The organism is Dyella sp. CR10, assembly GCF_055814425.1.
In genome coordinates this window covers 570,654-593,660 of record NZ_CP185986.1, presented here as the reverse complement: position 1 = coordinate 593,660, position 23,007 = coordinate 570,654, and the positions used below count along the sequence as shown (strand labels likewise).

The following is a 23,007-nucleotide window of genomic DNA, read 5'->3' as shown; positions in this document are numbered from 1 at the left end:
GGGGTTTGCCTGCGGCGCGTCCCCCATCGACACGATCGGCATGCCTCAGTGGCTCAAGTAGGCGGCGATCGCCTGCGAGCGCCCCTGCGCTGCACTCCACTCGCGTGCCACGCTGTCGCGTTCGCGCTGCACCACCTCGCACAACTGGCGGTTGCAGTCGATCAGCGCGCGCAGCAGCGGACCATCCTGCTGCCCGGCGGGCAAGGCCTGTTCGAGCAGGCGTTCGCGCGCTTCCTGCAAGCTGGCGAAACCTTCCCAGTCGCCTTCCCTCGCCGCCGCCAGCATGGCCTGGCTGGTCGCCACCGCCTGGTTCAGCGGATCGTTCACGGGACGGCCTGGACCGGGCGCGGCGGATGGCGCGCGTCCAGCGGAATGCGGACCCAGGCGTCGCGCACGGGCTGCAACAGGCGGGACACTTCGTCCAGCGCGTCCGGATCGTTATGGAGATTGGCCTGCAGCAGGCGCAGACCCATGTAGTCGTAGAGCGCGCCGAGCCGCTCGACCAGCGGCGTTTCCACCTTGGTGTCGAGGCTGCCGCGAAGCTCGCTGACGATGTCCATGCAACGCGTGATCAACTCGCCCTTCGCCGCTACTTCGCCGCGCAACATGTGGCCGCGGGCCTGGGTGAGGCGCTCGAGCACGCCGTCCATCAGCATGGTGATCAGTCCATGCGCGTCGGCGGTCTCCGCCGCGCCATGCGAACGCACTTGCTGGTAGGCGCCGGCGCCATATCCGAATCCCATGGTGTGGCTCCTCGCTTACTGTTTCTTGTTCAACGCGTCGAACTGCTGCGTCAGGTAGCTGCTGGTGTTGTTGAGCTTGGTCAGCATGGTGTCCAGCGCGGTGAATTGCTTGGTGTAGCGCGTGGTGAGCGCGTCCATGCTGGCGTTCAGGGCATCCTGGCGGGTGCTCAGGTCCTTCAGCTGCTGGTTGAGATTCTTGGTGCGCGTGGTCAGCACGCCGCTGGTGGACGTCCAGTCGCTCAGGGGGCTGGTGAGCTTGGTGGCCATGCCGTTGCTGCCGGCGAAGATGCCGCTGACCTTGGTGCCGCCGTCGCTGAGCGCGGTGGTGAGCGCGCCGGCGTCAAGCTTGAGCGTGCCGTCCACCTGCAGAGTGATGCCGATCGAATTGAGCATCGCGCCGTTGCCGCCCGGGCCGCTCATGATCTGCGACAGCGTGCTTTTGATGCTGTTGAGCGTGGCGTCGCCGATCAGCGCGCCGGTGTTGGCGCCGCTCGGATCGTAGGCGGTCAGCGACTGGTACACGCCGACGAAATTGTTGTACGCCGTGACGAGATTGCTCACCGCCGTCGAGGCGGCGGAGGTATCGCTGCTCACCGACAAGGTCGCCGTACCCTGCTTCCACAGGTTCAGCGTGATGCCGTCGATGGCGCCGGTCACCGTATTGCTGGCGCTGGTCGCGGCCATGCCGTCGATGGTGAACTTCGCGTCCTGCGCGGCGGTGGTCACGGCCAGGCCGTTGCTGCTGGAGGCCGGGTCATAGTTGAGCTTGGCCAGGCCGCCGTCGCCGCCGCTGCTGGATACCGTGAACGCATTGGCCTGGCCGGTCGCGGTACTGCTGAGCACCAGGTGCGCGCCGTCGCTGCCGGTCACGATGGTGGCGGTAACGCCGGGGTTGTTGCTGTTCTTGTTGATCGCGTCGCGGACCTGCGCCAGCGAATCGCCGTCGCTGCCGATGTCGATGCTCATCGACTTCGAACCCACCGCGATGGTCAGCGTGCCTGTGCCCACGGTCGCGTCGCTGCTGGCGAACGCACCGGACTGCGCCTTCAGCGCCGTCGCCAGCTGGCTCACGTTGATGTTGTAGCTGCCGTTCATCGCCCCCGTGGTGGAGGTGACGCTGAACACGCTGGCGTCGCTGGTCGCTGCCTTGCGTGTCTGGAAGGCGGTGCCGTCGCTGAGGCCCTTCAAGGCCGTCTGCAACGCTGACAGCGCCGAGCTGACCTGCCCGAGCGCCGAGATCTGCGTCTTCGCCGTGCTGGTCTGGGAATCGATCTGGTCTTGCAGCGGCTTCTTCTTGGCCGCCACCAGCTGGCTGACCAGGCCGTTCACGTCCAGTCCCGAACCGATGCCGGCGGCGGTGAGCGTGCCCCCCGAAGAGGTGGAAGAAGTCGTGATCGCCATGGTCTTTCGTGGTCCTTATGAAAAAGGGACGGCCGCGCTGCGCGCGGCCGTCCGGTTCACGGTTACTGCAGGAGCTTGAGCACGCTCTGCTGGCTGGAGTTGGCCTGGGCCAGCACCGACACGCCGGCCTGCTGCAGGATGTTCGCGCTGGACATGTTGGCCGTCTCCGAAGCGAAGTCCGCATCCTGGATCTGGCTGCGCGACGAGGACAGGTTCTGCGAGATCGTCTGCAGGTTGGAGATGGTGGACTCGAAGCGGTTCTGCACCGCACCGAGGTTGGAGCGCAGGTCGCTCACCGCCTGCAGGGCGGAATCGACGCGGCGGATGGCATCGTTGGCGCCGGACACGGTGGACACCGAAGCGTCGGACAGATGCTTGGCGTCGAGAGCGTGCGTGGCCTTGTCGGTGGCGGCGAAGCCCAGGGCGGTGGCGCCGGAGGCATCGACGTCGGCGCCGAAGGCGGCGATCGAGATCTTGCCGGTGGCATCGGCCGAGGCCTGCGCGTCCACGCCGGCGTCCTTGAAGCCCGCGTTCAGGGCATTGGTCACGTCCGCCGCGGTGTTGAACACCGTGCCGCTCTTGAGCGTGATGTTCGACGTGCCGATCTTCACCGTCTGGTCGGCGGCGAGGGTCAGCGGGTAGGTCGGGGCCGTGCCGCTGGCGGTCACCGCGGCGGTATCGACCTGGCCGACCTGGTTGGTCTTCATGCCGACGCTGAAGTCGACGCTGATGGTCTCGCCGACGTTGGCGCCGACCTGGAAGGACACCGAACCGGCCGAGCCGTCCAGCACCTTGGTGCCGTTGAAGTTGGTCTGCTGCGCGATACGGGTCACTTCGGCCAGACGCTGCTGCACTTCCTTGTCCAGCGCGGCGCGGTCGGTGGTGGAGTTCGAACCGGTGGCCGACTGCACGGCCAGCTCGCGGATGCGCTGCAGGTTGTTGGTCACTTCGTCCAGCGCCGACTCGGTGGTCTGCGCCATCGAGATACCGTCGTTGGCGTTGCGCACGGCCTGGTTCAGGCCGTTGATCTGGGTGGTGAAGCGGGTCGAGATGGCCAGGCCGGCGGCATCGTCCTTGGCGCTGTTGATGCGCATACCGGAGGACAGGCGCTCGATGGCGGTGCTCAGCTTGCTCTGCGTCTTGGCCAGGTTGTTCTGGGCATTCAGCGAGCTGATGTTGGTGGTAACGCTCATGACCATGGGAATTTGCTCCGTTTCGGGTCTTGAAGCCGACAGTTAGGCCGGCGGTTGTGGACTCAGCGGGAATTCCTGCTGGAACATCGCCGCCTCAGTCACTGTTTCGGCATCAAGACCGGTTACTTGAGCCCCTCCTTATCGCAGGTAGTCGAACAGGGTCGACGACTGCACCTTGGTGTAGGTCATCTGCGCCGCCTGCAACGCGGTGTTCTGCAGATTGAGCTTGCTGATCGCGTCGTAGTAATCGAGGTCCTGCACGTCCGACAGCGAGCTCTGGTATTGCAGGGTGAGGTCGCCGTTGAGCGACTGCTGCTGATCCAGCGCGTTCATGCGGCCACCGATCGCGGCGCGCGTCTGGGTGAGCGTGCCGATCGCCTGATCAAGGTTGGAGAACTGCTGGTTGAGCGTGTTCTGCATGGCCGTGCCGCCACCGACCGTGTGCAGCGCGTCGATGATGTTGCTCATGGTGGAGAAAATATCCTGCTTGCCCGAAGGCCCCACGCTGAAGCTGTCGCCCGCCGCGGGCTTGCCGCTCATGGCCACCTGCACGCCGCGGAATGCCACCACGGCATTGCCGTCGTTGCTGTAGCTGCCGCTGCTCACCACGTTGTTGGACGCATCGCGCACCTCGTACGCGGTGGCCGAGGTGAAGGCGATGGTGTAGTTGCCGCCGTCCCACTGCGTGCGATCGGCCACGCTGAGGCTGCCGGCCACAGCGGTGCCGGTGTTGCCCGCGCCGGCGGCCACCTGGAAGGTGCCGTTGCCGGTGGGGATGTTCATGAAGACCGCCGAGCCCGGATCACCGGTGGCCACCTGCATGCCCGGTCCGGCCGCGACCATGCGCTGACCGTCGTCGCCGCTGTAGGTCACCGTTGCGCCCTGCATGGCAAACGGCTGCGCGCCGACCTGGTTGCCGGCGAACAGATAATCGCCATTGCCGTCCTTGCCATTGGCCAGGCCCATCAGCTGAGTGCGGATCTGGGTCAGCTCGGCGGCGATATCGGCGCGCGTCTCGTCGGTCTGCGAACCATTGATGGCTTGCAGCACCAGCGTGCGCACGCGGGTCAGCGCGTCGGACGTGGTGGACAGGGCCTGGTCCTCCAGCCCGAGCCGCGCGTTGGCCGAGGTGATGTTGCGCTGATATTGCGCGGTGTCGGCGGTCATGTGCGTCAGTTCCAGCGCACGTGCCGCGCCGACCGGATCGTCCGACGGCTGGTTGATGCGCTTGCCGCTGTTGATGCGGTTCTGCAGGTCGGACAGGCTGGCCTGCCCGTCGAGCATGCTGTTGACCGACTGCTGGGCCATCCAGCTGGTGGAAACTCTCATCGTGCTCTCCCTCAGTTCTGCACGGCGCTGAGCAGCGCGTTGAAGATCTGGCTGGCGGTGGAGATCACCTGCGCGGAAGCCTGATAGGCCTGCTGGTAGCGCACCAGGCTGGCCGCCTCCTCGTCGATGTTCACGCCCGATACGCCCTGCTGCGATTGCAGCGCCTGCTGGTACACCGCGTTCTGCGTGCTCAGCGCGTCCTTGGCCAGCGAACCTGCGCTGCCCACCTGGCTGGTCAGCAGGCCGTAGGCGCGGCCCACGCTGGTGGCGCCGTTGTCGAGCACGCCGAGGTTGGCGACCTTGCCCAGGGCGAGCGCGTTGCCGTTGTCGCCGCGTGCATTGGTGTTGGCCTTGAGGGTGAAGGTGTCGTTGGCCGCCGGTGTGCCGTTGAGGGTCAGGCTCCAGCCGTTGTAGCTGATCGGCTGGCCGGCGGTGTAGGTCTGCGGCGCGCCACCGTTGATGGTGTACGTGGTGGCCGAGGTGAATACGATATTCGCCGTGCCGAGCAGACTCGCGTTGGACGGATCGGTCACGCCGATGCCGCCGACGCTGGCCGTGCCCTTGTTGGCCGCGCCAGCCGATCCCACCAGCGGCGCGGATGCGGCGATCTTGTTCGGGTCGGTGATGGCTGCGCTGAAGCCCGCGGCGGCGCCCGCCGTCGGCCGGACCTGGAAGCTGTCGCCCGCACTCGCCGTACCACCCACCACCAGGCTCAGGCCATCGGCCTTGAACGGATCGGCGGCGGTGCCGCTGCCGGTCATGGCAACGGCATTGCCGGCCGTATCGCGCAGGCTCCACGCGCTGCCGTCGTAGCGCATGACGTAGTCCTTGGCAGTCACTGCGCCGACATTGGCGATGCTGGCGCTCACCGTGCCGGTGCCTTGGTTGCCCGAGCCGGTCTGCACCAGCGGCGCGCCCACGTTGAAGAACGTGCCGCCCATGGCGCCATTGAGGTCCATGCCTTGCGCGTGCTGCGCGTTGAACGCGCTGGCCATCGCCACCGCGGCGCGGCCGAGCTGATTCTGCGCCGGGTCCAGCACGTTGCTGCGAAAATCCAGCAGCGCGCCCAGCGAACCGCCGCCCACCTGACCGGTGAGCACGATGCCGCTGTCCTTGCCGGTGATCTCCAGCCGGGTCGGGTCGTACTGATTCGGCGCGGCACCCAGCTCAAAGGCATTGGAACCGTTGACCAGCGCCTGGCCGTTGCCGACGAACAGGCTCACCGTGTGATCGTTCTGCTGCACCACCGTGACGCCGACTTCGCCGGAGAGCTTCTTCACCAGCGCGTCGCGCTGATCGAGCAGGTCCGACGGCTCGCCCTTGCCGCTGGCGTAGGCGGTGCGGATCTGCTCGTTGAGCTTGGCGATGGACGCGCTGTCGCTGTTAATCGAATCGACCGTGTCGCCGATCTGTCGCTGCACCTGTCCGCTCAACTGGTTGAACTGGCTGGACAGCGCCTGGAAGGTGCTGCCCAGCGCGTTGGCGCGCGCCAGCAGCACACCGCGCGCGGCCGAATCGGCCGGCGCGTTGGCCACATCGCCCAGCGCGCCGTAGAACGCGTCCAGCGAGGTCTGCAGGTTGGTGCTGCCGGAAAGCTGGTTATTGAGCTGCCCGGTGAGGCTCTGGTATGTCGCCGCGCGGCTCTGGTTCGACGAGGCGGTCCACAGCGCGGTGTTGAGGTACTGGCTGTAGGCGCGCTGCACCGCGACCGTGTTCACGCCGGTGCCGACGTAGAAGTTGCCCAGCTGCTGCGCCTGGCGCGCATTGAACTGCACGGTCTGGCGGCTGTAGCCGTCGGTGTTGACGTTGGCCACGTTGTGGCTGACGGTGCTGAGGCCGATCTGCGAGGCCAGCAGGCCCGAGACGCCGGTGGAAAGCAGGTCAGCCATGGGTGGCGGTCCTTGTCGCGTGGTGTGTCATGGGGAGGGAGAGGCGCGTCATGGCATCTGTGACGGCACGCCGTCGCCGGACTTGAGCGAGGCCAGCGCCTCCAGGCCCTTGCGCATTTCCGGACTGTTGGCGATCGCTTCGAGCTTGGCCGCATAAGCCGGATCGGTGGCATAGCCGCCGTGTGCCAGCGCCCTGGCGAAACCCTTGATGTCTTCGCCCTTGCCGAGGGCGTTGGCGTAGCGCGGGTTGTTGGCGATCACCTCGGCGTAGTCGGAGAACGACTGGCCGGGCGAGTCGTAGGCGCGGAACTGGTCACGCCGGCGCACCGCCACGCCATCCTCGTATTCCAGCGTGGGCACGCTGACCTTGTCGCCATCCCAGCTGCGGCCGGCCTTCATGCCGAACAGGTTGTTGCTGGTGCTGCCGTCGTGATGCGACGGCAGATGCTTGCCCCAGCCGGTTTCCAGCGCGGCCTGGGCGAGCAGCGCGCGCACCGACACGCCCAGCTTCTCGGCCGCAGCCTGCGCATGCGGCGCCAGCGCCTGCACGAAATTCACCGCGTCGCCGGTGCCGGGCATCCACTCGGCCACCTTGCCGGCGGCACTCGCCGCGCCGTGGGTCAGTTTGTCCAGCGTGCTCTGCCACGCCGACGCGGTATCGGCCGACGCATCGGCGGAGGCCGCGCCGTCCTTGCCGCCGAGCTGGCGCATCAGCATCTGCGCGATACCCAGCCCACGGCCGCCATTGGACAGGCTCAGCGAGAGCTGGTGATCGAACAGGTCGCGGTAAGCGTTGCCCTGCTCGCTCTCGCCCATGCCGCCGCCTGGGCTGGCTTCGCGCATGGACTTGAGCATCATCTGGGTGAAGATCGCCTCGAACTGCCTGGCCACGGCCGGCAGCGCGGCCTTGCCGTCACCCTGCGCCTGCGCGCGCAACTGCTGGAAACCGGAAAGCTCGGTCCAGGTGTTGAGCGCACCGGTCGCCGCGCCCACGATGCCATCGCCGGTCGCCATGTCAGATCACCACCAGTTCGGCATGCAGCGCGCCGGCCTGCTTGAGCGCTTGCAGGATGGAAATGAGATCGGTCGGCGAGGCGCCCACCTGGTTCACCGCCCGCACGATCGCGTCCAGGCTCACGCCGGGACCGAACTTGAACATGTGCGCGCCGTCTTCGCTGACCTGCACGCTGCTGCTGGGCACGACCGCGGTCTGTCCGCCGCGGCTGAACGGCGCCGGCTGGCTGACCTGCGGCTGCTCGCTGATGGTGACCTGGATGGAACCATGCGCCACCGCGGCGGCGCTGACTTTCACGTCCGCACCGATCACCACCGTGCCGGTGCGCGAATTGACCACCACGCGCGCCGGCGCGTCGCCAGGCTGCACATCCAGCGACTGGATCATGCCCAGCCAGGACACGCGCTGCGCCGGATCGGCCGGCCCGCGCACCGCCACCGAGCCGCCGTCCACCGGTTGCGCGGTGCCTGCGCCGTAAGCGCGGTTGACCGCCTCGGCGACGCGCGCCGCGGTGGTGAAATCCGGCGTGTTGAGATTGAGCACCAGGTCGCCGCCGTTGCCGAACGACGAAGCGACGCTGCGCTCCACGGTCGCGCCGTTCGGCACACGGCCGCTGGCGGAAATGTTCACCTGCACGCTGGAACCGCTCTTGCCCTGCGCGCTGATGCCTCCGACCACCACGCTGCCCTGCGCCATCGCATAGACGTTGCCGTCGGCGCCGCGCAGCGGCGTCATCAGCAGTTCGCCGCCGCGGATGCTCTTGGCATTGCCGATCGAGGCCACGGTGACGTCGATCGCCTGCCCCGGCTTGGCGAACGGCGGCAACTCGGCCGTGACCGTCACTGCCGCGGCGTTCTTCAGCTGCGGCCGCACGTTCGCCGGCACCGTGATGCCGAACTGCTGCAGCATGTTTTCCAGGCTCTGCGTGGTGAACGGCGCCTGCGTGGTCTGGTCGCCGCTACCGTCGAGGCCGACCACCAGGCCATAGCCGATCAACTGGTTGCTGCGCACGCCGGCGACCTGGGCGAGGTCGCGGATCTTGTCGGCGTGGGCCGAAGTCGCGACCAGCAGCAACATGGAGAAGAAAGTAATGACGCATGAGCGCATACGACTTACCCGTAACGTCTGGAAGAACGAGGACCGCTCCCTCTCCCCTCCGGGGAGAGGGTTGGGGTGAGGGGCCGGGCGGAGCGAGAGGTTGAAGGCTTGCCAGAACCTCAGGCGCGAAACGCCCGCACCATGCGACACCTTCTCGAGCACCCGCCCCTCACCCCGGCCCTCTCCCTGGTGGGGAGAGGGAGAAGTTCGGGACCGCGGCGAATATGCAAAGGCATTCATCAGAACGGCATCCACTTCGAACCGAAGAAGCGCGACAGCCAGCCCTGCGTGTTGGCATCGGCCAGGGTGCCGCGTCCGGTGTAGCCGATGCGTGCGTCGGCCACGCGTGTCGACGGCACGCTGTTGTCCTGGCCGATGTCCTGCGGACGCACGATGCCGGAGATGCGCACCAGCTCCTGGCCCTGGTTGATGGTCAGCCACTTTTCGCCGCGCACCAGCAGATTGCCGTTGGACAGCCGCTGTGCCACGGTCACCGTGATCGAGCCGGTGAGCTGGTTGCTCTGGCTGCTGTTGCCGCTGCCGTCGAAGCTGCGGTCGCCGCTGGTGCCGAAGCTCACATCCTTGCCGCCGATGCTGACCGGCCGGCCCAGGATAGTCGGTGCGGCCAGGTTGCTCTTGTCCTTCTTGCTCGTGCTGGTCGACGCTTTCTTGCTCGCCTGCGTGCTCTCCACCAGCGCAATGGTGAGGATGTCGCCCACGCGATGCGCGCGCGGATCGTTGAACAGCTCCATGTTCTGCGCTTCGTGATAGATCGCCCCGTCGGCCGGCGGCGGCGCGACCGGCTCCTGCGGCGGCGTGGCGGCCCATGCCGCTTCGTCGCCGCGCGGCATGGGCATGGCGCAACCGGCCAGCTGGGCCAGGACGAGGAGCGCGCCGCACAGGCGCAGGCGACGGAGGTTCGACATGGTCGTGCTCAGGTCTTGTTGGTGAGGAACTGCAGCATCGAATCGGCGGCGGAGATCGCCTTGGAATTCATCTCGTAGGTGCGCTGCGTTTCGATCATGTCCACCATCTGCTCGACCACGTTGACGTTCGAGCTTTCCAGTGAACCCTGCGCCACCGTGCCCAGGCCGTTGAGGCCCGGCTGGCCGATCTGCGGCGTGCCGCTGGAAGCGGTTTCCAGATACAGGTTGTCGCCGCTGGGCTGCAGGCCGGCCGGATTGATGAAATCCGCCAGCTGGATGGTGCCGATCTGCTGCGGCGCGGCCTGGCCCTGCAGCTTGGCGCTGACCGTGCCGTCGGTGCCGATGGTCACGCTCTGCGCGTTCTGCGGAACGATGATGGCCGGGTCCAGCTGGTAACCGGAGGCGGTGACGATCTGGCCGTTCTGATCCAGGTGCAGCGAACCGTCGCGGGTGTAGGCCACGGTGCCGTCGGGCATGGTCACCTGCAGGAAGCCGCGACCCTCGATCGCCAGGTCCAGCGAGTTGCCGGTCTGCTGGAGATTGCCCTGGGTGAACAGCTTCTCGCTGCCGACCACGCGCACGCCGGTGCCGAGCATCAGGCCGGACGGCGCCTGCGTCTGCTCGGTGGTCTGGCCGCCGGGCTGGCGCACGTTCTGGTACATCAGATCCTGGAACGACGCGCGCGAACTCTTGAAGCCGGTGGTATTGGCGTTGGCGAGGTTGTTGGAGACCACGTCCATGCGCGTCTGCTGCGCATCGAGACCGGTCTTGGCGACCCACAGGGAAGAAAACATGCTTGGCTCTCCGTGCGGCCGCAGCCGCTAGAAAAAAATCAGGTCACCTGCAGCAGGCGCGTGGCCGACTGCGCGTTGTCGTCGGCGGTGCGGATCGCACGCACCTGCAATTCGTATTGGCGCGACAGCTGGATCATCTGCACCAGCGTCTGCGACGGGTTGACGTTGCTCGCCTCGAGCGCGCCGGCCTTGAGCGTCACTGCCGGATCGACCTGCGCGACGCCGCCGCCGGACAGGTGCATCAGCCCGTCCTCGCCCAGCTGCAATTGATCCGGAGCGGGATTGACCAGCTTGAGCTTGCCGATCACCGAAGAGGTCTCCGGCCCCTGCCCTTTCGGCACCACTGAAACGGTGCCGTCGGTACCGATGCTGATCTGCGTAGCGTCGGGCACGGTGATCGGGCCACCGTCGCCCATCACCGGATTGCCGCGCACGTCGGTGAGCAGGCCATCGGCATCGAGCTGCAGCTGACCGGCACGGGTATAGCCCTCGCCGCCATCGGCGGTCTGCACCGCCAGCCAGCCCTCGCCCTGCACGGCGACGTCGAGCGGACGGCCGGTATCGGTCTGCGCGCCGGCGCGCAGATCCCAGCCGATGCCCTGCGCCACGCCGTTGACGCGCGTGCCCAGGCCCTGGCCTTGCACCGGCAGCGGCTGGAACGCGGACAGCTGCGTCTTGAAGCCGACCGTGTCGGCGTTGGCGAGGTTGTGCGCCACTTCGGTCTGCGCACGCATCATTTGCGTGGCGCCGGTCATGGCTACGTAGACGGAGCGATCCATGGCTTATCTCAGGGCAGCGAGGTTCGAGGGATGGGGCGCGTGCAGTGCGCCCCGTCCGTGGCGCTTCATCAGTTGCGGATGTTGATGATGGTCTGGGTGAGCTTGTCGTCGGTGGAGATCACCTGCGCGTTCGCCTGGTAGTTGCGCTGCGCCTTGATCATGTTCACCAGCTGCGCGGTGAGGTCGGCCGTGTTGGAGGCCTCCAGCGCGCCGGACTGCACGCCGCCGAAGTTGCCGCTGCCGGCCGCACCCATCACCGGCGTGCCGGAGTCGTACGAGGCGGCCCAGTTGGTGTTGTCCAGCTGGCGCAGGCCCTGCGGGTTGGCGAAGTTGGCCAGCGCCAGCTGGCCCAGCGCCTGCGACTGGCCGTTGGAATACTTCGCCTGCACCACGCCGTCGCTGGACACGTCGATGCTCGACAGCGTGCCGGTCGGATAACCGTCCTGGCTGATCGAGGTGACCGCGTAGTTGTTGCCGAACTGCGTAGCCTTGGTCACGTCCAGATTGATCTGCATCGGATCCGCGCCAGGGCTGGCGCTGATCGCCGGGAAGGTCAGCTTGCCGCCCACCGGCGCCGACAGCGCGCCGGTGCTGCTGAAGCTCAGCTGCTGCACGGCGCCCGTGTCCTTGCCGTCGATGAACAGGTGCGCGTTCCAGGTGTTGGCGGCGGCGTCGCGCACGAAATACACGGTGCCGTTGTGAGTGGCGCCGAGCGAATCGTAGGCAGTGAACGGCGTGGCCTGGTTGTAGCTGGTGGCGTCCTTGGGATCGAACGCGTTGGCCGGCGCCGTGGCGTTGGACGGCAGGTTCAGCGCCAGCTGCACGCTGCTGGTGGCCTTCGCCGCGTTCTGCGACGTGATCAGGCGCAGGTCGGTCATGGTGCTGGTGTCGAAGCCGCCGGCATTGTTGGGCGGAAACACCTGCAGGTTCTGTCCGGCGGCGTTCACCACGTAGCCGTTGGGATCCTGGCGGAACGCGCCGGCGCGGGTGTAGGACAGGCCCTTGCCGTCCTTCACCGTGAAGAAGCCGTCGCCGCTGATGGCGAAATCCAGACTGTTGTTGGTGTTTTCGATGTTGCCGGCGGTGAACTGCTGCGCCACGTTGGTCAGGCGCACGCCGCTGCCGACCTGGGTGGAGCTGAGGTTCTTGCCGGCCACGCTGTAGAGCTCGGCGAACTCGGCGCGCGAACCCTTGAAGCCGGTGGTGGAGGTATTGGCGATGTTGTTGGCGGTGACTTCGAGATCCGACGAAGCCGCCTTCAGTCCGCTCAGTGCGATGTTGAATGCCATGCTGCTGCTCCCCTGTGGAGGCTGTGTGTGCGGGCCGCCCGGCCCTCGTGTGTCAGTCGATGCGTGCGACCTGGCCCAGCAGGACGCCGCCGAAACCGGCGACCTGCAGGTAGGCGCCCTGCTCGCCGGCCATGCCGACGCTGTCGACCTTGCCGGTGACGTAGGCCTGCACCGCCGCGGTGCCGACCTGCGCCTTGATGCCGTAGTTGCCGGCCGGCAATGGCTGGCCGTTCTCGTCCTTGCCGTCCCAGTGGAAATCGGCCAGGCCCACGTCGGGCTTGCCCAGATCGATCGTGCGCACCACGTTGCCCGCGGTATCGAGGATCTGTACCGAAGCGGTCTGGCCGCCGGTCGATACATTGATTGCGCCGTCGACACCGGCGCTGCCTTCCAGCTTCGCGGCATTCGAAGGCACGGTGACGTTGCGTCCGACCAGGTCGCTGGCCTGCAGCAGCTGGTTGCCCTGCAGCGCGGTGCTCAGCGTGTCGAAGGAGGTCTGCAGCGACTGGGTGGCCGAGACCTGCGCGATCTGCGCGAGCTGGCTGACCATCTGCGAGGAGTCCATCGGCTGGGTCGGGTCCTGGTTGCGCATCTGCTGCGTAAGCAGGCTGAGGAAATCCGCCTGCGACAGCGTGCTGCCCTTGGTCTTCTGCACGGCGCCGGAAGCGGCAGAGCCGGTGGTATTGTTGATCGCGATATCGGCCATGGTCGTCTCCGCGGCGCCTTACTTGCCCAGGTCCAGCGTCTTCTGCATGAGCTGGCGCGTGCTGTTCATCACCTCGACGTTGTTCTGGTACGAACGCGAGGCGGAAATCATGTTGACCAGCTCGTCCACGGGATTGACGTTGCTGGCGTAGACGTAGCCGTTGCCGTCGGCGAGCGGATTGCCCGGCTCATAGCGACTTTCCACCGCGGCCTGGCTTTCGGCGACGCCGAGTACCTGCACACCTTGCGCGCCCTCTTGCTCCTTGCCGCCCGAACCACGCTCGGCGAGGTTGCGCTGCACGGTGGCGAACAAGGGCTCCTTGGCGCGATAAGCCGCTTCGGGCGAACTGGCCACACTGTCGGCATTGGCGATGTTGCTGGCCACGGTGTTGAGGCGCATCGACTGCGCGGCCATGCCGGACCCGGCGACGTCGAAGATCTTGAAGAGCGACATCAGCCTTGGCCCCCTGTGATGGCGGTGCGCAGCATGCGGATCTGCGCGGTGATGAAGGAAAGACTCGCCTGGTAATGCACGCTGTTGGCGGCGAAGTTCGCCTGCTCCACCTGCGTGTCCACGGTGTTGCCGTCCATCGTCGGCTGCATGGGCGTGCGATAGGCGAGGCGGTCGTTCGCCTGCGCGGCAGGGTCGAGGTGACCCGTCTCGGTCGCGGCCATCGGCAACTTGCCATCCGCACCGGCGTCGGCGAGCGCCTTGCGGAAATCCACATCGCGCGCGAGATAGTTGGGCGTATCGGCATTCGCCAGATTTCCGGCGAGCACTTCCGCGCGCCGCTGCCACAGGCCCAGCGCCTGCGTGTGAATGCCGAACAGGTTGTCGTTGATCTGGCTCATGGGCCTTCGAAGCTCCACGCGGAGAGTCCGCGGAATGTCGAGTGGCAAAACGCGTGCCAGGGTGGCGCGAGGCCTTGTGGTGCCTGGGTTTGCAGGAGAGCGCGGAAAAGCCGCGTGCCGCGAGAGTCGGAATTCCGACGCGGTAGCGCGCATGACATCCGCACACCAGCCACGCCTCCGCGAGCACCCGCCCCTCACCCCGCCCTCTCCCCGACGGGGAGAGGGCGAAGTGCAGTGCACCCCGCAAGCAGCCACGAGCAAGCGGCGCAGCCGCGAAGCTGCAGCTTTTGCTTTTAGCTTTTGCTCTTGGCTTTTGACCTACCAGGGTCCCCTGTGCGTCGGTGAGGGCTGGACGATCAGGCCCCGAAGAGGGCAGCGACGGGGATGTCGCTGCCTTTTCGACATGACAGGGATGTCATGTCGAAAAGCCCGGCCAGCCCTCACGCACCCGGAGCAGCGCAGCTGCGCAGGGCGACGTGCCGGGGTGCCCTTTCTTCTTGGTTACTTCTTCTTTGGGCACGCAAAGAAGAAGTAACTCGCTCTCCGGCAGGAGAGCGAAACCCTCGCCCGTAGGGCGAGACCCAAGTGCGATAACACCACCTCATTCGCCGTCGATCAGCGCGACGACAACCCATGGCACACCCCTTGCTTCCTCAAGTTCCGCCACACCCGGACGATCACTACGCAACACCCGTAAACCTAAGGACCACCCGATCCATGCCCCTGCTCCCGAGCAAACCCCTCGCCGCGCTAGCGCAGGCCGCCGCCGACGGCGACGCTCGTCAGGTCGAACGGCTCTCGCGCCAGTACCCGCGCCTGGCCCAGGCCCTCGCGCCGCTGATCGCCCGCGCCGCGCCGCGCGAGCCGGCGGCCGTCGCGCTGCAGGCCGTGGAGCAGCAGAGCCTGGTCATGGGCAGCGCACAGACGCTGCTGCGCGCGCAGGACGCCCTGCACCAGGCTACCGGCGAAGCACGCGATGGCGTCGGCCGCTTGACGGAGCATGGCGCCGGGATCTCGACGGCCCTGCAGCAGACCGCCGGCGAGGTGGCGCAGGCCAGCGAACACAATCGCCAGGGCGCGGACACGGTCAACGAGCTGGATGGCCAGCTGCGCCTGCTGCGCAGCGCGCTGTCGGCAATGAACCGCAATCAGAGCAAGCTGGCCGAACAGGTGGCGCAGATCCGCAAGCTCACCGCCACCGTGCAGGAGATCGCGCACCAGACCAACCTGGTCGCACTCAATGCCGCCATCGAAGCGGCCCGCGCCGGCGAAGCGGGCCGCGGCTTCGCCATCGTCGCCGACGAGGTGAAACAGCTGGCGGAGAAGACCACCCAGGCCACCGACGAGATCGAAGCGGTGACCAGTTCCATCGGTGCGTTCTCGCAGCAGCTCGATGGCGACGTGCGCCAGGGCATGCAGCGCCTGGAACGCGCGCAGGAACGCATCGACCACACTGTCGGCGCGCTCGGCAACGGCGGTACTTCGCTGCGCGGCATCGCCGCGCGCGTGCAGACAGCGCAACAAGGCTGCGATGCGCAGAATGCGCGCATCGCAGCGGCGCAGGCCACGCTCGGCGCGCTGCAGCGGCGCAGCAGCGAGGCGATGCGCCAGGCCGAGTCGCTGGACCGCGCGGCGGTGCTCGCGCACCGCCTGTGCCTGAGCTGGCTGGACCATGCCGATACGCCATCGGTGGCCAGCCTCAGCCTGTCTCTGCGCGAATCCATCCAGGGCCTGCGCCAGGCGATGGAACTGGCACTGCACGAACCGGCCGCGCTCGACCGCCGCTGGTTCGATACGGCCGCCTTCGACCATGCGCTGGTCCGGCTGGGCGAGCAGCATGCCGCCAGCCCGGCGGTGGCCGCGCTGCTGGAAGCGGGCCGGCGCTTGTCCTCGCACGCCGAGAGCTTCGTCAGACTGGTCGGCGAAGGACAGACCGGCCAGGCTGCGCAGCTGCCCGATATGGTCGAGCGCGAACGCGAAGCCATCCATCAGCAGCTCGGCGAGCTGCTGAACCAGGCCACCGCATGACCTTCGCCTGCGCCCGCTGGCTGCTCGGCCTGCCGCTGTTCGCGGCGGGCGCGGCGCATGCCGGCTCGGTGCAGGAGCTGGGCCATGCCGCCGAAGCATGGCTGCGCCAGCATTACGACCAGCCCGGCAACCGCGTGGTCGCCGAGGCCGACACCTTGAACTCCCGCCTGCAGCCGCCGGCCTGTCCGCAGCCGTGGCAGGCCGCCCTGCCCGTCAACGCGCGGCCGGCGCCGCGCATGAGCGTGGAAATGCGTTGCGCCGCCAGCGGCGCGCGCCTGCAGGTGCCGGTGAAGCTGCAACTGTTCCGCACCGTGCTGGTAGCCAGCCGCCCCCTGCAGCGTGGCGACGGCGTCACCGCCGCCGACGTGCATGGCGAGGAACGCGACGTCGCCCGCCTGGGTTATGGCTACATCGACCGGCTCGACCAGCTCGAAGGCCGCCAGCTGGCACGCCCGCTGGGCGCCGGCGGCGTGCTCACCCCGGGCGTGTTCGGCGCCCGCCAGGCGGTGCGCGCGGGCGACCGCGTGCAACTGATCGCCCGCCTGGACGGCATCGAAGTGCGCGCCAATGGCGTGGCGCTGGGCGGCGGCGATACCGGCGCGCGCCTGCGCGTGCGCAACGAAAGCTCCGGCCGCACCGTGGACGCGCTGGTGCGCGACCCGGGCGTAGTGGAGGCCCTCCCCTGATGGGCCTTCGCACCTCTAAAGTTCCGTCATACGTCGCCGATAAACTGCCTGAAGGGTCGTGAACCCCCTAGGACATGCCTCCATGAACACCACCATCACCTCCAACGGATTGCCGGTACTCCCCCAGGCCAAGGGCAATCAGAACGCCCCGGCCCAGTCGAGCCAGGCCGCCGCCGAGACCGCGCCCGCGGCCAAGCCCGAGGACAGCGTGAAGCTCACCGAATCGGCCCGCGCGCTCGCCGCCGCGGCCAAGGATCAGGCGCCGGCCATCGATACCAAGCGCGTGGAGCAGATCCGCCAGGCGCTGGCCGACGGCAGCTACCGCGTCGACGCCGGCAAGATCGCCGACCGCCTGCTCTCCCTGGAAGGCCAGATCAGCGGCAAGCCATGAGCCCGGACCTGCGCGACGAGATGGCCAGCGCCCTGGACGCCGTGCTCGGCGACATGCGCGCGGCCGTCGCCGGACTGGCCACCGCCCTCGCCGCCGAACGCGGCGCGCTGGAGCAGGCCGACGCCGACGCGCTGCACCTCGCCGGCTCGAACAAGCAGGCGCAACTGGAAAAACTCGAACAGCTCGATGCCGAGCGCCAGCAACTGACCCGCGCCGTCGCCGCCACCACGCCCGCGCAGCGCGCGGCCTGGGAGGATGTCCTGGCGGCGCTGGCCGACTGCCGGCAAACCAATCAATCCAACGGGCAGCTCGTCGGACAACGCCTGCGCCAGGTGCGCCAGGCCCTCTCCGTGCTGACCGGCAGCAGCGACACGGGCGTGTACGGCCCCGAAGGCACGCTGCGCGTCGATCACCGCTCGCTGTCGCTGGCAGAAGCGTGAACGGCAGGAAGCAATAGGGACCCGTCGCGGGAAACGGCGGGCGAAACAACCGGGCGCCATCGATGCGCGCGCCCTCCGCTGGCCGTGATGTTCCCATGACCGATACCGCTGTACAGGCCGCGCAAGCCGCCGCCGTGACCGCCGCCACCGCCGCCAGCACGCCGCTGCCGGTCGTACGCATCCCGATTCTCGACCGCGACCGCCAGCTGGTGGCGTACGAACTGCTGCTGCAGGAAGACGGCGAAAGCGAGGCCGCGCTCGGCCATCGCCTGCTCACCACCATCATCGACGGCTCGGTCACCCAGTGGGCGCGCGGCAATCGCGTGTTCCTGCGCCTGCCGCGCGAGCTCGTGCTGGAGCAAGCCGACCAGGTGCTGCGCCATCCGCGCATCGGCCTGGTGGTGTCGCCCGCCGCCATGCACGACGTATTGCTGATGGAGCGCCTGCGCCAGATCTCCTCGCGCGGCTGCGCGCTGCTGCTGGACCTGGAAGGCCCTGCCGGCGACGCGCACGGCGACGACGAGTTGCGCCAGCTATTGGACCTTGCGCGCTACGTGCGCCTGGATGCGAGCCGCCTCGATGAAGCGGCGCTACGCGAACGCTGCGAGGCACTGCACGCGCGCGGCCTGCACGTGGTGGCCGGGCACGTCAACGATCACGACACCTGCCACCGTTGCATGGGCCTGCCCTTCGCCGGCATCCAGGGCCCGTATCTGCTGCGCCCGGAAAAAGTGGACATGCCGGTGCTCACCGCCAATCGCCTGAGCGTGCTGCGCCTGCTGCGCGCGATGGAGGAAGACGGCACCGGCCCGGTGGAGCTGGGCCAGATCATCCGCAACGATGTGATCCTCAGCTACAAGCTGCTGGGCTGCGTGAACTCGGCCTACTTCGCGCTGCCGCGCCAGCTGAAGTCGGTGGAGCAGGCGGCGATCTTCTTCGGCCTCACCCGCATGCGCAACTGGATCAGCACCATGGCGCTCAGCGGCATGGACGACCGCCCGCCGGAACTGCTGCGCGCAGCGCTGATCCGCGCGCACATGTGCGAGCAGCTGGCCCAGCACATGTCGCGCGAGCAGCGCGAGACGGCCTTCACGACCGGCCTGTTCTCGTTGCTCGAAAGCCTGATGTGCGCGCCGATGGAACTGCTGCTGCAGCATCTGCCGCTGGCGCCGGACATCCGCTCCGCCTTGCTGGATCAGCAGGGCCCGTACGCCCCGCTGCTGGAACAGGTGCAGCGCTGGGAAGCCGGCGAGCTGCGCGGCGGCGAAGCATCGCCGCAGCATATCCGGCGCATGGCGGCGGCCTATCTGGAAGCGATCCGCTGGGCGGACCATGTGCATGCGTTTGCGGAGCAGAAGCCGCATTGAAAAAAGCCCCCTCCATTCGGGAGGGGACCTGGGAGAGAGCCTGGGGAGAGAGCTTGGGCCAGACGGCTGCGTGAGCCACGCAGGTTGGGGTGCGCGAAGCGAACCCCGACCTTTGGCTATTCATCCGGTGCGAACTGCATCGTCGCCTGCACGGCCCGCTTCCAGCCGCCGTAGAGCTTTTCGCGCTTGTCGACGGACATCGACGGCTTGAACTCCCGGTCCACCGCCCAGCGTCGGGCGATATCGTCGCGGTTTTTCCAGAATCCCACCGCCAACCCCGCCAGGTAGGCCGCGCCCTGCGCCGTCGTCTCCTGCACCTTGGGCCGCAGCAGGGTCACGTCGAGGATGTCGGCCTGGAACTGCGCCATGAAGTCGTTGGCGATCGCGCCACCGTCGGCGCGCAGCTCCTTCAGCTCGATGCCCGAGTCGCTCTGCATCGCCTCGAGCACGTCGCGCGTCTGGTAGGCCATCGATTCCAATGCGGCGCGGATGAACTGTTCTTTGGTCGTGCCGCGCGACAGGCCGAACACCGCGCCGCGCACGTCGCTGCGCCAGTACGGCGCGCCGAGGCCGACGAAGGCCGGCACGAAATACACGCCCTCGCTGTCGCGCGCGCGTTCGGCATAGTCCTGCGAATCGCTGGCCTTGCCGAGCATGCGCAAGCCGTCGCGCAGCCACTGGATCACCGAGCCGGCCACGAAGATGCTGCCTTCGAGCGCGTACTCGACCTTGCCGTCGACGCCCCAGGCGATGGTAGTGAGCAGGCCGTTTTTCGACGGCACCGCTTTCTCGCCGGTGTTCATCAGCATGAAGCAGCCGGTCCCGTAAGTGTTCTTCGCCAGCCCCGGTTCGAAGCAGGCCTGGCCGAACAGCGCCGCCTGCTGGTCGCCGGCAATGCCGGCGATCGGCACTTCGCGGCCGAAGAAATGCTTCGGCAACGTCTGGCCGTAGATCTCGCTGGAGGACTTCACCTCCGGCAACATCGCACGCGGGATGTCGAGCATCTTCAGCAGCTCCTCGTCCCACTGCCGGCGATAGATGTCGTAGAGCAGCGTGCGCGAGGCATTGGTGTAGTCGGTGACGTGCGCCTTGCCGCCGGTGAGGTTCCAGATCAGCCAGGTGTCGATGGTGCCGAACAGCAGCTCGCCCCGTTCCGCGCGCGCCTGCGCGCCATCGACGCGATCGAGGATCCAGCGCGCCTTGGTGCCGGAGAAATACGCATCGATCAGCAGGCCGGTCTTGCCGCGCACGAGTTCGTCGTAGCCTTCCCGCTTCAGCCGTTCGCAGATATCGGCGGTCTGGCGCGACTGCCACACGATGGCGTTGTGGATCGGTTGACCGGTGGCCTTGTCCCACACCACCGTCGTCTCGCGCTGGTTGGTGATGCCGATGCCCGCGATGCGCGCCGGATCGATGCCGGCCTGGTTGATCGCCTCCGTCATCGTCACCAGCACGCTGGTCATGATCTCGCGCGGGTTGTGCTCCACCCAGCCCGGCTGGGGGAACACCTGCGGGAACTCGCGCTGCGCCGTGCCGGCGATATGGCCGTCGTGATCGAACAGGATGGCGCGCGAGCTGGTCGTGCCCTGGTCGATCGCCATGATGTAGGTCTTGTCCATGTCTCGCTCCGCTCAGGCCGAAGGACGGGAAGAAGAAACCGGCTTGCCTTCGGCAGCTGCCTCGCGCGCCGCTTCCAGCTCGCGCATCCGCGCGGGCAGGAACGGATGCACCAGCAGCTGATACGCGCCGGCGCCGACCACGCCGCCGATCAACGGGCCGACGATGGGCACCCACCAGTAGTTGTCGGGACTGGGCAAGGCGGACTGGCCCCAGCCGGCGAAGAACGCGAACAGCCGCGGGCCGAAGTCGCGCGCCGGATTGATCGCCCAGGCTTCGAGGTAGCCCATCGAGGCACCGATCGTCGCGACCAGCAGGCCGATCATCAATGCGCCGGAATTGGCGCCGGGCGCCATCTCGTTGAACCGCTCGGTGATGGCGAAGATGCCGAACAGCAGGAACGCGGTGAGGATGACCTGGTCCAGCAGCGCATGCATCGGCGTGACCGCCAGACCCGGATGCGTGAAGAACACCCCGGCCGCGCCGCCGGCTTCGCGGGTCAGGCCATGGGTCTGGTTGTAGTGATCGATCACCGGGCCGAACAGCACGTAGACGATGGCCGCGCCCAGGAAGGCGCCGATCACCTGCGCGATCACGTAAGGCACGACCTTCTTCCACGGAAAGCCGCGGAACAGCGCCAGCGCCAACGTCACGGCAGGGTTGGCATGCGTGCCGGAGACCGACGCGGTCGCGTAGATCGCGATGGTCACCGCCAGGCCCCAGGCGATGCACACGCCCCAGTACGCGTTCTGATAGGGGCTGGGGTCGTACAGCACATACATGCACGCCACCGAATCGCCCAGGCCGATGATGATGAACATCGCCAGCGCTTCCGAAATCAACTCACCGATCGACTGCCGCATTCACCGCTCTCCTTGGATACACCGGGCGACGCGCGCCCGGCCTATGAATCGGAACATCACGCCGCGCCGGGCGTCTCGCACCGCGCGAACCATGCAGCCAGGCGCGACACGCCCTCCGCGTCGACGTGCAGGCCCAGCTTGGTGCGCCGCCACAGCACGTCCTCGGCGCTGACCGCCCATTCGTAGCGGCGCAGGTATTCCACTTCGCTGGCGTAAAGATCGGCGCCGAAATGCTCGCCGAGCTCGACCAGCGAGGCGGCCTCGCCGATGACGCGGACCGCCTGGCTGCCGTAGGTGTGTGCCAGGCGCCAAGCCGTCGCCTCGCCCAGCCAGGGACGGGTCGCGCGCAATTGCCGGGCGAGCCGTTCGGCATCCTGGATATCGCCGCCCGGCAGGGGATGGCCTTTGCCCGTCCACGCCGGCTCCTTGTTGCCGAGCAGGGGCGCGAGCTTGTCCACCGCCTCTTCGGCCAGCTTGCGATAGGTGGTCAGCTTGCCGCCGAACACGTTGAGCAGCGGCGCACCCCTCGCGGGCTCGATCTCGAGCAGGTAGTCGCGCGTGACTTCCGAGGCGTTGCCGCTTTCGTCGTCGAGCAGCGGGCGCACGCCGCTGTAGCTCCACACGACGTCCGCGGGAGTGATGCCGCGCTTAAAGTAGCGATTGACGGCATCGCACAGATACGTCACCTCCGCCGCGTCCATGCGCGGGTGCGAAGGGTCGGCGCGATAGTCGACGTCGGTGGTCCCGATCAAGGTGAACTCGCGTTCGTAGGGGATGGCGAACACGATGCGCCGGTCCGGTTGCTGGAAGATGTACGCATAGCGATGGTCGTACAGCCTGGGCACGACGATATGGCTGCCCTTGACCAGGCGCAGGCCGTGGTCGTGGTCTTCGGCGGCGACCTCATCGAGGAATTCGACGGCCCATGGACCGGTGGCATTGACCAGGGCGCGCGCCGCCACCTCGGTGACCCGGCCGTCCGCATGCTGCAGGCGAGCCAGCCAGCGGTCGCCGCTGCGCCGCGCGCTGACACAGCGCGTGTGCGTGGTCACGCGCGCGCCGCGCTGCACCGCGTCCATCGCGTTGAGCACCACCAGCCGTGCGTCCTGCACCCAGGCGTCGGAGTAGACGAAGCCAGTCTGGAATTCCTCGCGCAGCGGCTGCCCCACGGCATGCCGGTCCAGGCGCACGCGCCGCGAGCCGGGCAGGCTGCGGCGGCCGCGTTGCAGGTGGTCGTAGAGAAACAAGCCGAGGCGGATCATCCAGGCCGGCCGCAGGTGCGACTGATGCGGCAGCACGAAGCGCAGCGGCCAGATGATGTGCGGCGCGACCCGCAGAAGCACCTCGCGCTCGGCCAGGGCCTTGCCGACCAGGGCGAACTCGAACTGCTCCAGGTAGCGCAGGCCGCCATGGATCAGCTTGGTGCTGGCACTGGAGGTGTGCGAGGCCAGATCGTCCTGCTCGCACAGCCAGACGCTCAGTCCGCGCCCGGCCGCGTCGCGCGCGATGCCCGTGCCGTTGATGCCGCCGCCGACCACCAGAACATCGACTTGCTCCGCCATGCCTCGTTCCTGTCCGCGGTGTGGATCAATGTTCTCGAGA

The 23,007-nt window shown here is 67.7% G+C and carries 23 protein-coding genes; 5 read left to right on the top strand and 18 right to left on the bottom strand.

Annotated elements, in window-relative coordinates; genetic code table 11:
* Window positions 1-45: 45 nt before the first annotated feature.
* The 15 genes from ACNR9O_RS02605 to flgB all read right to left on the bottom strand — a co-directional run bounded on the left by ACNR9O_RS02605 (window position 46) and on the right by flgB (window position 14,013).
* Window positions 46-327 (bottom strand): flagellar protein FliT, encoded by a 282-nt coding sequence (locus tag ACNR9O_RS02605; RefSeq protein WP_473683171.1) that lies wholly within the window; start codon window positions 325-327, stop codon window positions 46-48.
* A complete protein-coding gene (gene fliS / locus ACNR9O_RS02600) occupies window positions 324-743 on the bottom strand; it encodes a flagellar export chaperone FliS (protein WP_473683173.1) in 420 nt (139 codons plus the stop codon). The genes ACNR9O_RS02605 and fliS overlap by 4 nt, the downstream gene beginning before the upstream one ends.
* A gap of 15 nt (window positions 744-758) precedes the next feature.
* On the bottom strand, window positions 759-2,144 hold the full coding sequence (gene fliD / locus ACNR9O_RS02595; protein ID WP_473683175.1) for a flagellar filament capping protein FliD: 1,386 nt from the start codon (window positions 2,142-2,144) through the stop codon (window positions 759-761).
* A gap of 62 nt (window positions 2,145-2,206) precedes the next feature.
* Window positions 2,207-3,343, bottom strand: a complete 1,137-nt coding sequence (locus tag ACNR9O_RS02590) for a flagellin (RefSeq protein ID WP_473683177.1) — start codon at window positions 3,341-3,343, stop codon at window positions 2,207-2,209.
* Between the two features lie 132 nt (window positions 3,344-3,475).
* Entirely contained in the window at window positions 3,476-4,666 is a 1,191-nt protein-coding gene (gene flgL, locus ACNR9O_RS02585) for a flagellar hook-associated protein FlgL (protein ID WP_473683179.1), read from the bottom strand.
* A gap of 11 nt (window positions 4,667-4,677) precedes the next feature.
* Window positions 4,678-6,555 (bottom strand): flagellar hook-associated protein FlgK, encoded by a 1,878-nt coding sequence (flgK, locus tag ACNR9O_RS02580; RefSeq protein ID WP_473683181.1) that lies wholly within the window; start codon window positions 6,553-6,555, stop codon window positions 4,678-4,680.
* A 48-nt stretch (window positions 6,556-6,603) separates the two neighbouring features.
* Window positions 6,604-7,569 (bottom strand): flagellar assembly peptidoglycan hydrolase FlgJ, encoded by a 966-nt coding sequence (flgJ, locus tag ACNR9O_RS02575; protein ID WP_473683183.1) that lies wholly within the window; start codon window positions 7,567-7,569, stop codon window positions 6,604-6,606.
* A gap of 1 nt (window position 7,570) precedes the next feature.
* Window positions 7,571-8,677, bottom strand: coding sequence for a flagellar basal body P-ring protein FlgI (locus ACNR9O_RS02570; protein ID WP_473683185.1), 1,107 nt, complete (start codon window positions 8,675-8,677; stop codon window positions 7,571-7,573).
* Between the two features lie 230 nt (window positions 8,678-8,907).
* Complete coding sequence (flgH, locus tag ACNR9O_RS02565) at window positions 8,908-9,594, bottom strand: flagellar basal body L-ring protein FlgH (RefSeq protein ID WP_473683187.1); 687 nt, start codon at window positions 9,592-9,594, stop codon at window positions 8,908-8,910.
* 8 nt (window positions 9,595-9,602) lie between these two features.
* Window positions 9,603-10,388: a flagellar basal-body rod protein FlgG gene (flgG, locus tag ACNR9O_RS02560; protein ID WP_473683189.1), complete on the bottom strand. Its 786-nt coding sequence runs from the start codon at window positions 10,386-10,388 to the stop codon at window positions 9,603-9,605.
* Window positions 10,389-10,426: 38 nt separating this feature from the next.
* Window positions 10,427-11,167: a flagellar basal-body rod protein FlgF gene (flgF, locus tag ACNR9O_RS02555; protein ID WP_473683191.1), complete on the bottom strand. Its 741-nt coding sequence runs from the start codon at window positions 11,165-11,167 to the stop codon at window positions 10,427-10,429.
* Window positions 11,168-11,235: 68 nt separating this feature from the next.
* Entirely contained in the window at window positions 11,236-12,456 is a 1,221-nt protein-coding gene (flgE, locus tag ACNR9O_RS02550; RefSeq protein ID WP_473683194.1) for a flagellar hook protein FlgE, read from the bottom strand.
* 52 nt (window positions 12,457-12,508) lie between these two features.
* Window positions 12,509-13,162, bottom strand: a complete 654-nt coding sequence (locus ACNR9O_RS02545; RefSeq protein WP_473683196.1) for a flagellar hook assembly protein FlgD — start codon at window positions 13,160-13,162, stop codon at window positions 12,509-12,511.
* 18 nt (window positions 13,163-13,180) lie between these two features.
* A complete protein-coding gene (flgC, locus tag ACNR9O_RS02540) occupies window positions 13,181-13,615 on the bottom strand; it encodes a flagellar basal body rod protein FlgC (protein ID WP_473683198.1) in 435 nt (144 codons plus the stop codon).
* A complete protein-coding gene (flgB, locus tag ACNR9O_RS02535; protein WP_473683200.1) occupies window positions 13,615-14,013 on the bottom strand; it encodes a flagellar basal body rod protein FlgB in 399 nt (132 codons plus the stop codon). The genes flgC and flgB overlap by 1 nt, the downstream gene beginning before the upstream one ends.
* 717 nt (window positions 14,014-14,730) lie before the next feature.
* On the opposite strand from flgB, the gene ACNR9O_RS02530 reads away from it, so the two are divergent.
* From ACNR9O_RS02530 to ACNR9O_RS02510, 5 genes are all read left to right on the top strand, one after another.
* The gene (locus tag ACNR9O_RS02530) at window positions 14,731-16,041 is read left to right on the top strand and encodes a methyl-accepting chemotaxis protein (RefSeq protein ID WP_473683202.1); all 1,311 of its coding nucleotides are present in this window, start codon (window positions 14,731-14,733) and stop codon (window positions 16,039-16,041) included.
* Window positions 16,038-16,727, top strand: coding sequence for a flagellar basal body P-ring formation chaperone FlgA (flgA, locus tag ACNR9O_RS02525; RefSeq protein WP_473683204.1), 690 nt, complete (start codon window positions 16,038-16,040; stop codon window positions 16,725-16,727). The genes ACNR9O_RS02530 and flgA overlap by 4 nt, the downstream gene beginning before the upstream one ends.
* 82 nt (window positions 16,728-16,809) lie before the next feature.
* Window positions 16,810-17,118 (top strand): flagellar biosynthesis anti-sigma factor FlgM, encoded by a 309-nt coding sequence (gene flgM / locus ACNR9O_RS02520; RefSeq protein ID WP_473683206.1) that lies wholly within the window; start codon window positions 16,810-16,812, stop codon window positions 17,116-17,118.
* The gene (locus ACNR9O_RS02515; RefSeq protein WP_473683208.1) at window positions 17,115-17,558 is read left to right on the top strand and encodes a flagella synthesis protein FlgN; all 444 of its coding nucleotides are present in this window, start codon (window positions 17,115-17,117) and stop codon (window positions 17,556-17,558) included. The genes flgM and ACNR9O_RS02515 overlap by 4 nt, the downstream gene beginning before the upstream one ends.
* A gap of 95 nt (window positions 17,559-17,653) precedes the next feature.
* Entirely contained in the window at window positions 17,654-18,925 is a 1,272-nt protein-coding gene (locus ACNR9O_RS02510) for an EAL and HDOD domain-containing protein (protein ID WP_473683210.1), read from the top strand.
* 116 nt (window positions 18,926-19,041) lie between these two features.
* Here the strand turns inward: ACNR9O_RS02510 and glpK are convergent, their stop codons facing one another.
* The 3 genes from glpK to glpD are packed head-to-tail and all read right to left on the bottom strand — an operon-like array spanning window position 19,042 to window position 22,967.
* On the bottom strand, window positions 19,042-20,544 hold the full coding sequence (gene glpK, locus ACNR9O_RS02505) for a glycerol kinase GlpK (protein WP_473683213.1): 1,503 nt from the start codon (window positions 20,542-20,544) through the stop codon (window positions 19,042-19,044).
* A 12-nt stretch (window positions 20,545-20,556) separates the two neighbouring features.
* Complete coding sequence (locus tag ACNR9O_RS02500) at window positions 20,557-21,405, bottom strand: MIP/aquaporin family protein (protein ID WP_473683215.1); 849 nt, start codon at window positions 21,403-21,405, stop codon at window positions 20,557-20,559.
* A 56-nt stretch (window positions 21,406-21,461) separates the two neighbouring features.
* Window positions 21,462-22,967: a glycerol-3-phosphate dehydrogenase gene (gene glpD / locus ACNR9O_RS02495; protein ID WP_473683217.1), complete on the bottom strand. Its 1,506-nt coding sequence runs from the start codon at window positions 22,965-22,967 to the stop codon at window positions 21,462-21,464.
* Between the last annotated feature and the right edge of the window lie 40 nt (window positions 22,968-23,007).

Bases quoted from the DNA above. Each gene is read 5' to 3' on its own strand.
- flgH (WP_473683187.1), bottom strand. From the start codon at position 9,594: ATGTCGAACCTCCGTCGCCTGCGCCTGTGCGGCGCGCTCCTCGTCCTG.
- ACNR9O_RS02515 (WP_473683208.1), top strand. From the start codon at position 17,115: ATGAGCCCGGACCTGCGCGACGAGATGGCCAGCGCCCTGGACGCCGTG.
- flgC (WP_473683198.1), bottom strand. From the start codon at position 13,615: ATGTCGCTCTTCAAGATCTTCGACGTCGCCGGGTCCGGCATGGCCGCG.
- flgJ (WP_473683183.1), bottom strand. From the start codon at position 7,569: ATGGCGACCGGCGATGGCATCGTGGGCGCGGCGACCGGTGCGCTCAAC.
- flgF (WP_473683191.1), bottom strand. From the start codon at position 11,167: ATGGATCGCTCCGTCTACGTAGCCATGACCGGCGCCACGCAAATGATG.
- flgK (WP_473683181.1), bottom strand. From the start codon at position 6,555: ATGGCTGACCTGCTTTCCACCGGCGTCTCGGGCCTGCTGGCCTCGCAG.
- fliS (WP_473683173.1), bottom strand. From the start codon at position 743: ATGGGATTCGGATATGGCGCCGGCGCCTACCAGCAAGTGCGTTCGCAT.
- flgB (WP_473683200.1), bottom strand. From the start codon at position 14,013: ATGAGCCAGATCAACGACAACCTGTTCGGCATTCACACGCAGGCGCTG.
- flgM (WP_473683206.1), top strand. From the start codon at position 16,810: ATGAACACCACCATCACCTCCAACGGATTGCCGGTACTCCCCCAGGCC.
- ACNR9O_RS02500 (WP_473683215.1), bottom strand. From the start codon at position 21,405: ATGCGGCAGTCGATCGGTGAGTTGATTTCGGAAGCGCTGGCGATGTTC.
- ACNR9O_RS02510 (WP_473683210.1), top strand. From the start codon at position 17,654: ATGACCGATACCGCTGTACAGGCCGCGCAAGCCGCCGCCGTGACCGCC.
- glpD (WP_473683217.1), bottom strand. From the start codon at position 22,967: ATGGCGGAGCAAGTCGATGTTCTGGTGGTCGGCGGCGGCATCAACGGC.
- fliD (WP_473683175.1), bottom strand. From the start codon at position 2,144: ATGGCGATCACGACTTCTTCCACCTCTTCGGGGGGCACGCTCACCGCC.
- flgG (WP_473683189.1), bottom strand. From the start codon at position 10,388: ATGTTTTCTTCCCTGTGGGTCGCCAAGACCGGTCTCGATGCGCAGCAG.
- glpK (WP_473683213.1), bottom strand. From the start codon at position 20,544: ATGGACAAGACCTACATCATGGCGATCGACCAGGGCACGACCAGCTCG.
- flgL (WP_473683179.1), bottom strand. From the start codon at position 4,666: ATGAGAGTTTCCACCAGCTGGATGGCCCAGCAGTCGGTCAACAGCATG.
- ACNR9O_RS02545 (WP_473683196.1), bottom strand. From the start codon at position 13,162: ATGGCCGATATCGCGATCAACAATACCACCGGCTCTGCCGCTTCCGGC.
- flgA (WP_473683204.1), top strand. From the start codon at position 16,038: ATGACCTTCGCCTGCGCCCGCTGGCTGCTCGGCCTGCCGCTGTTCGCG.
- ACNR9O_RS02570 (WP_473683185.1), bottom strand. From the start codon at position 8,677: ATGCGCTCATGCGTCATTACTTTCTTCTCCATGTTGCTGCTGGTCGCG.
- ACNR9O_RS02590 (WP_473683177.1), bottom strand. From the start codon at position 3,343: ATGGTCATGAGCGTTACCACCAACATCAGCTCGCTGAATGCCCAGAAC.
- ACNR9O_RS02530 (WP_473683202.1), top strand. From the start codon at position 14,731: ATGCCCCTGCTCCCGAGCAAACCCCTCGCCGCGCTAGCGCAGGCCGCC.
- flgE (WP_473683194.1), bottom strand. From the start codon at position 12,456: ATGGCATTCAACATCGCACTGAGCGGACTGAAGGCGGCTTCGTCGGAT.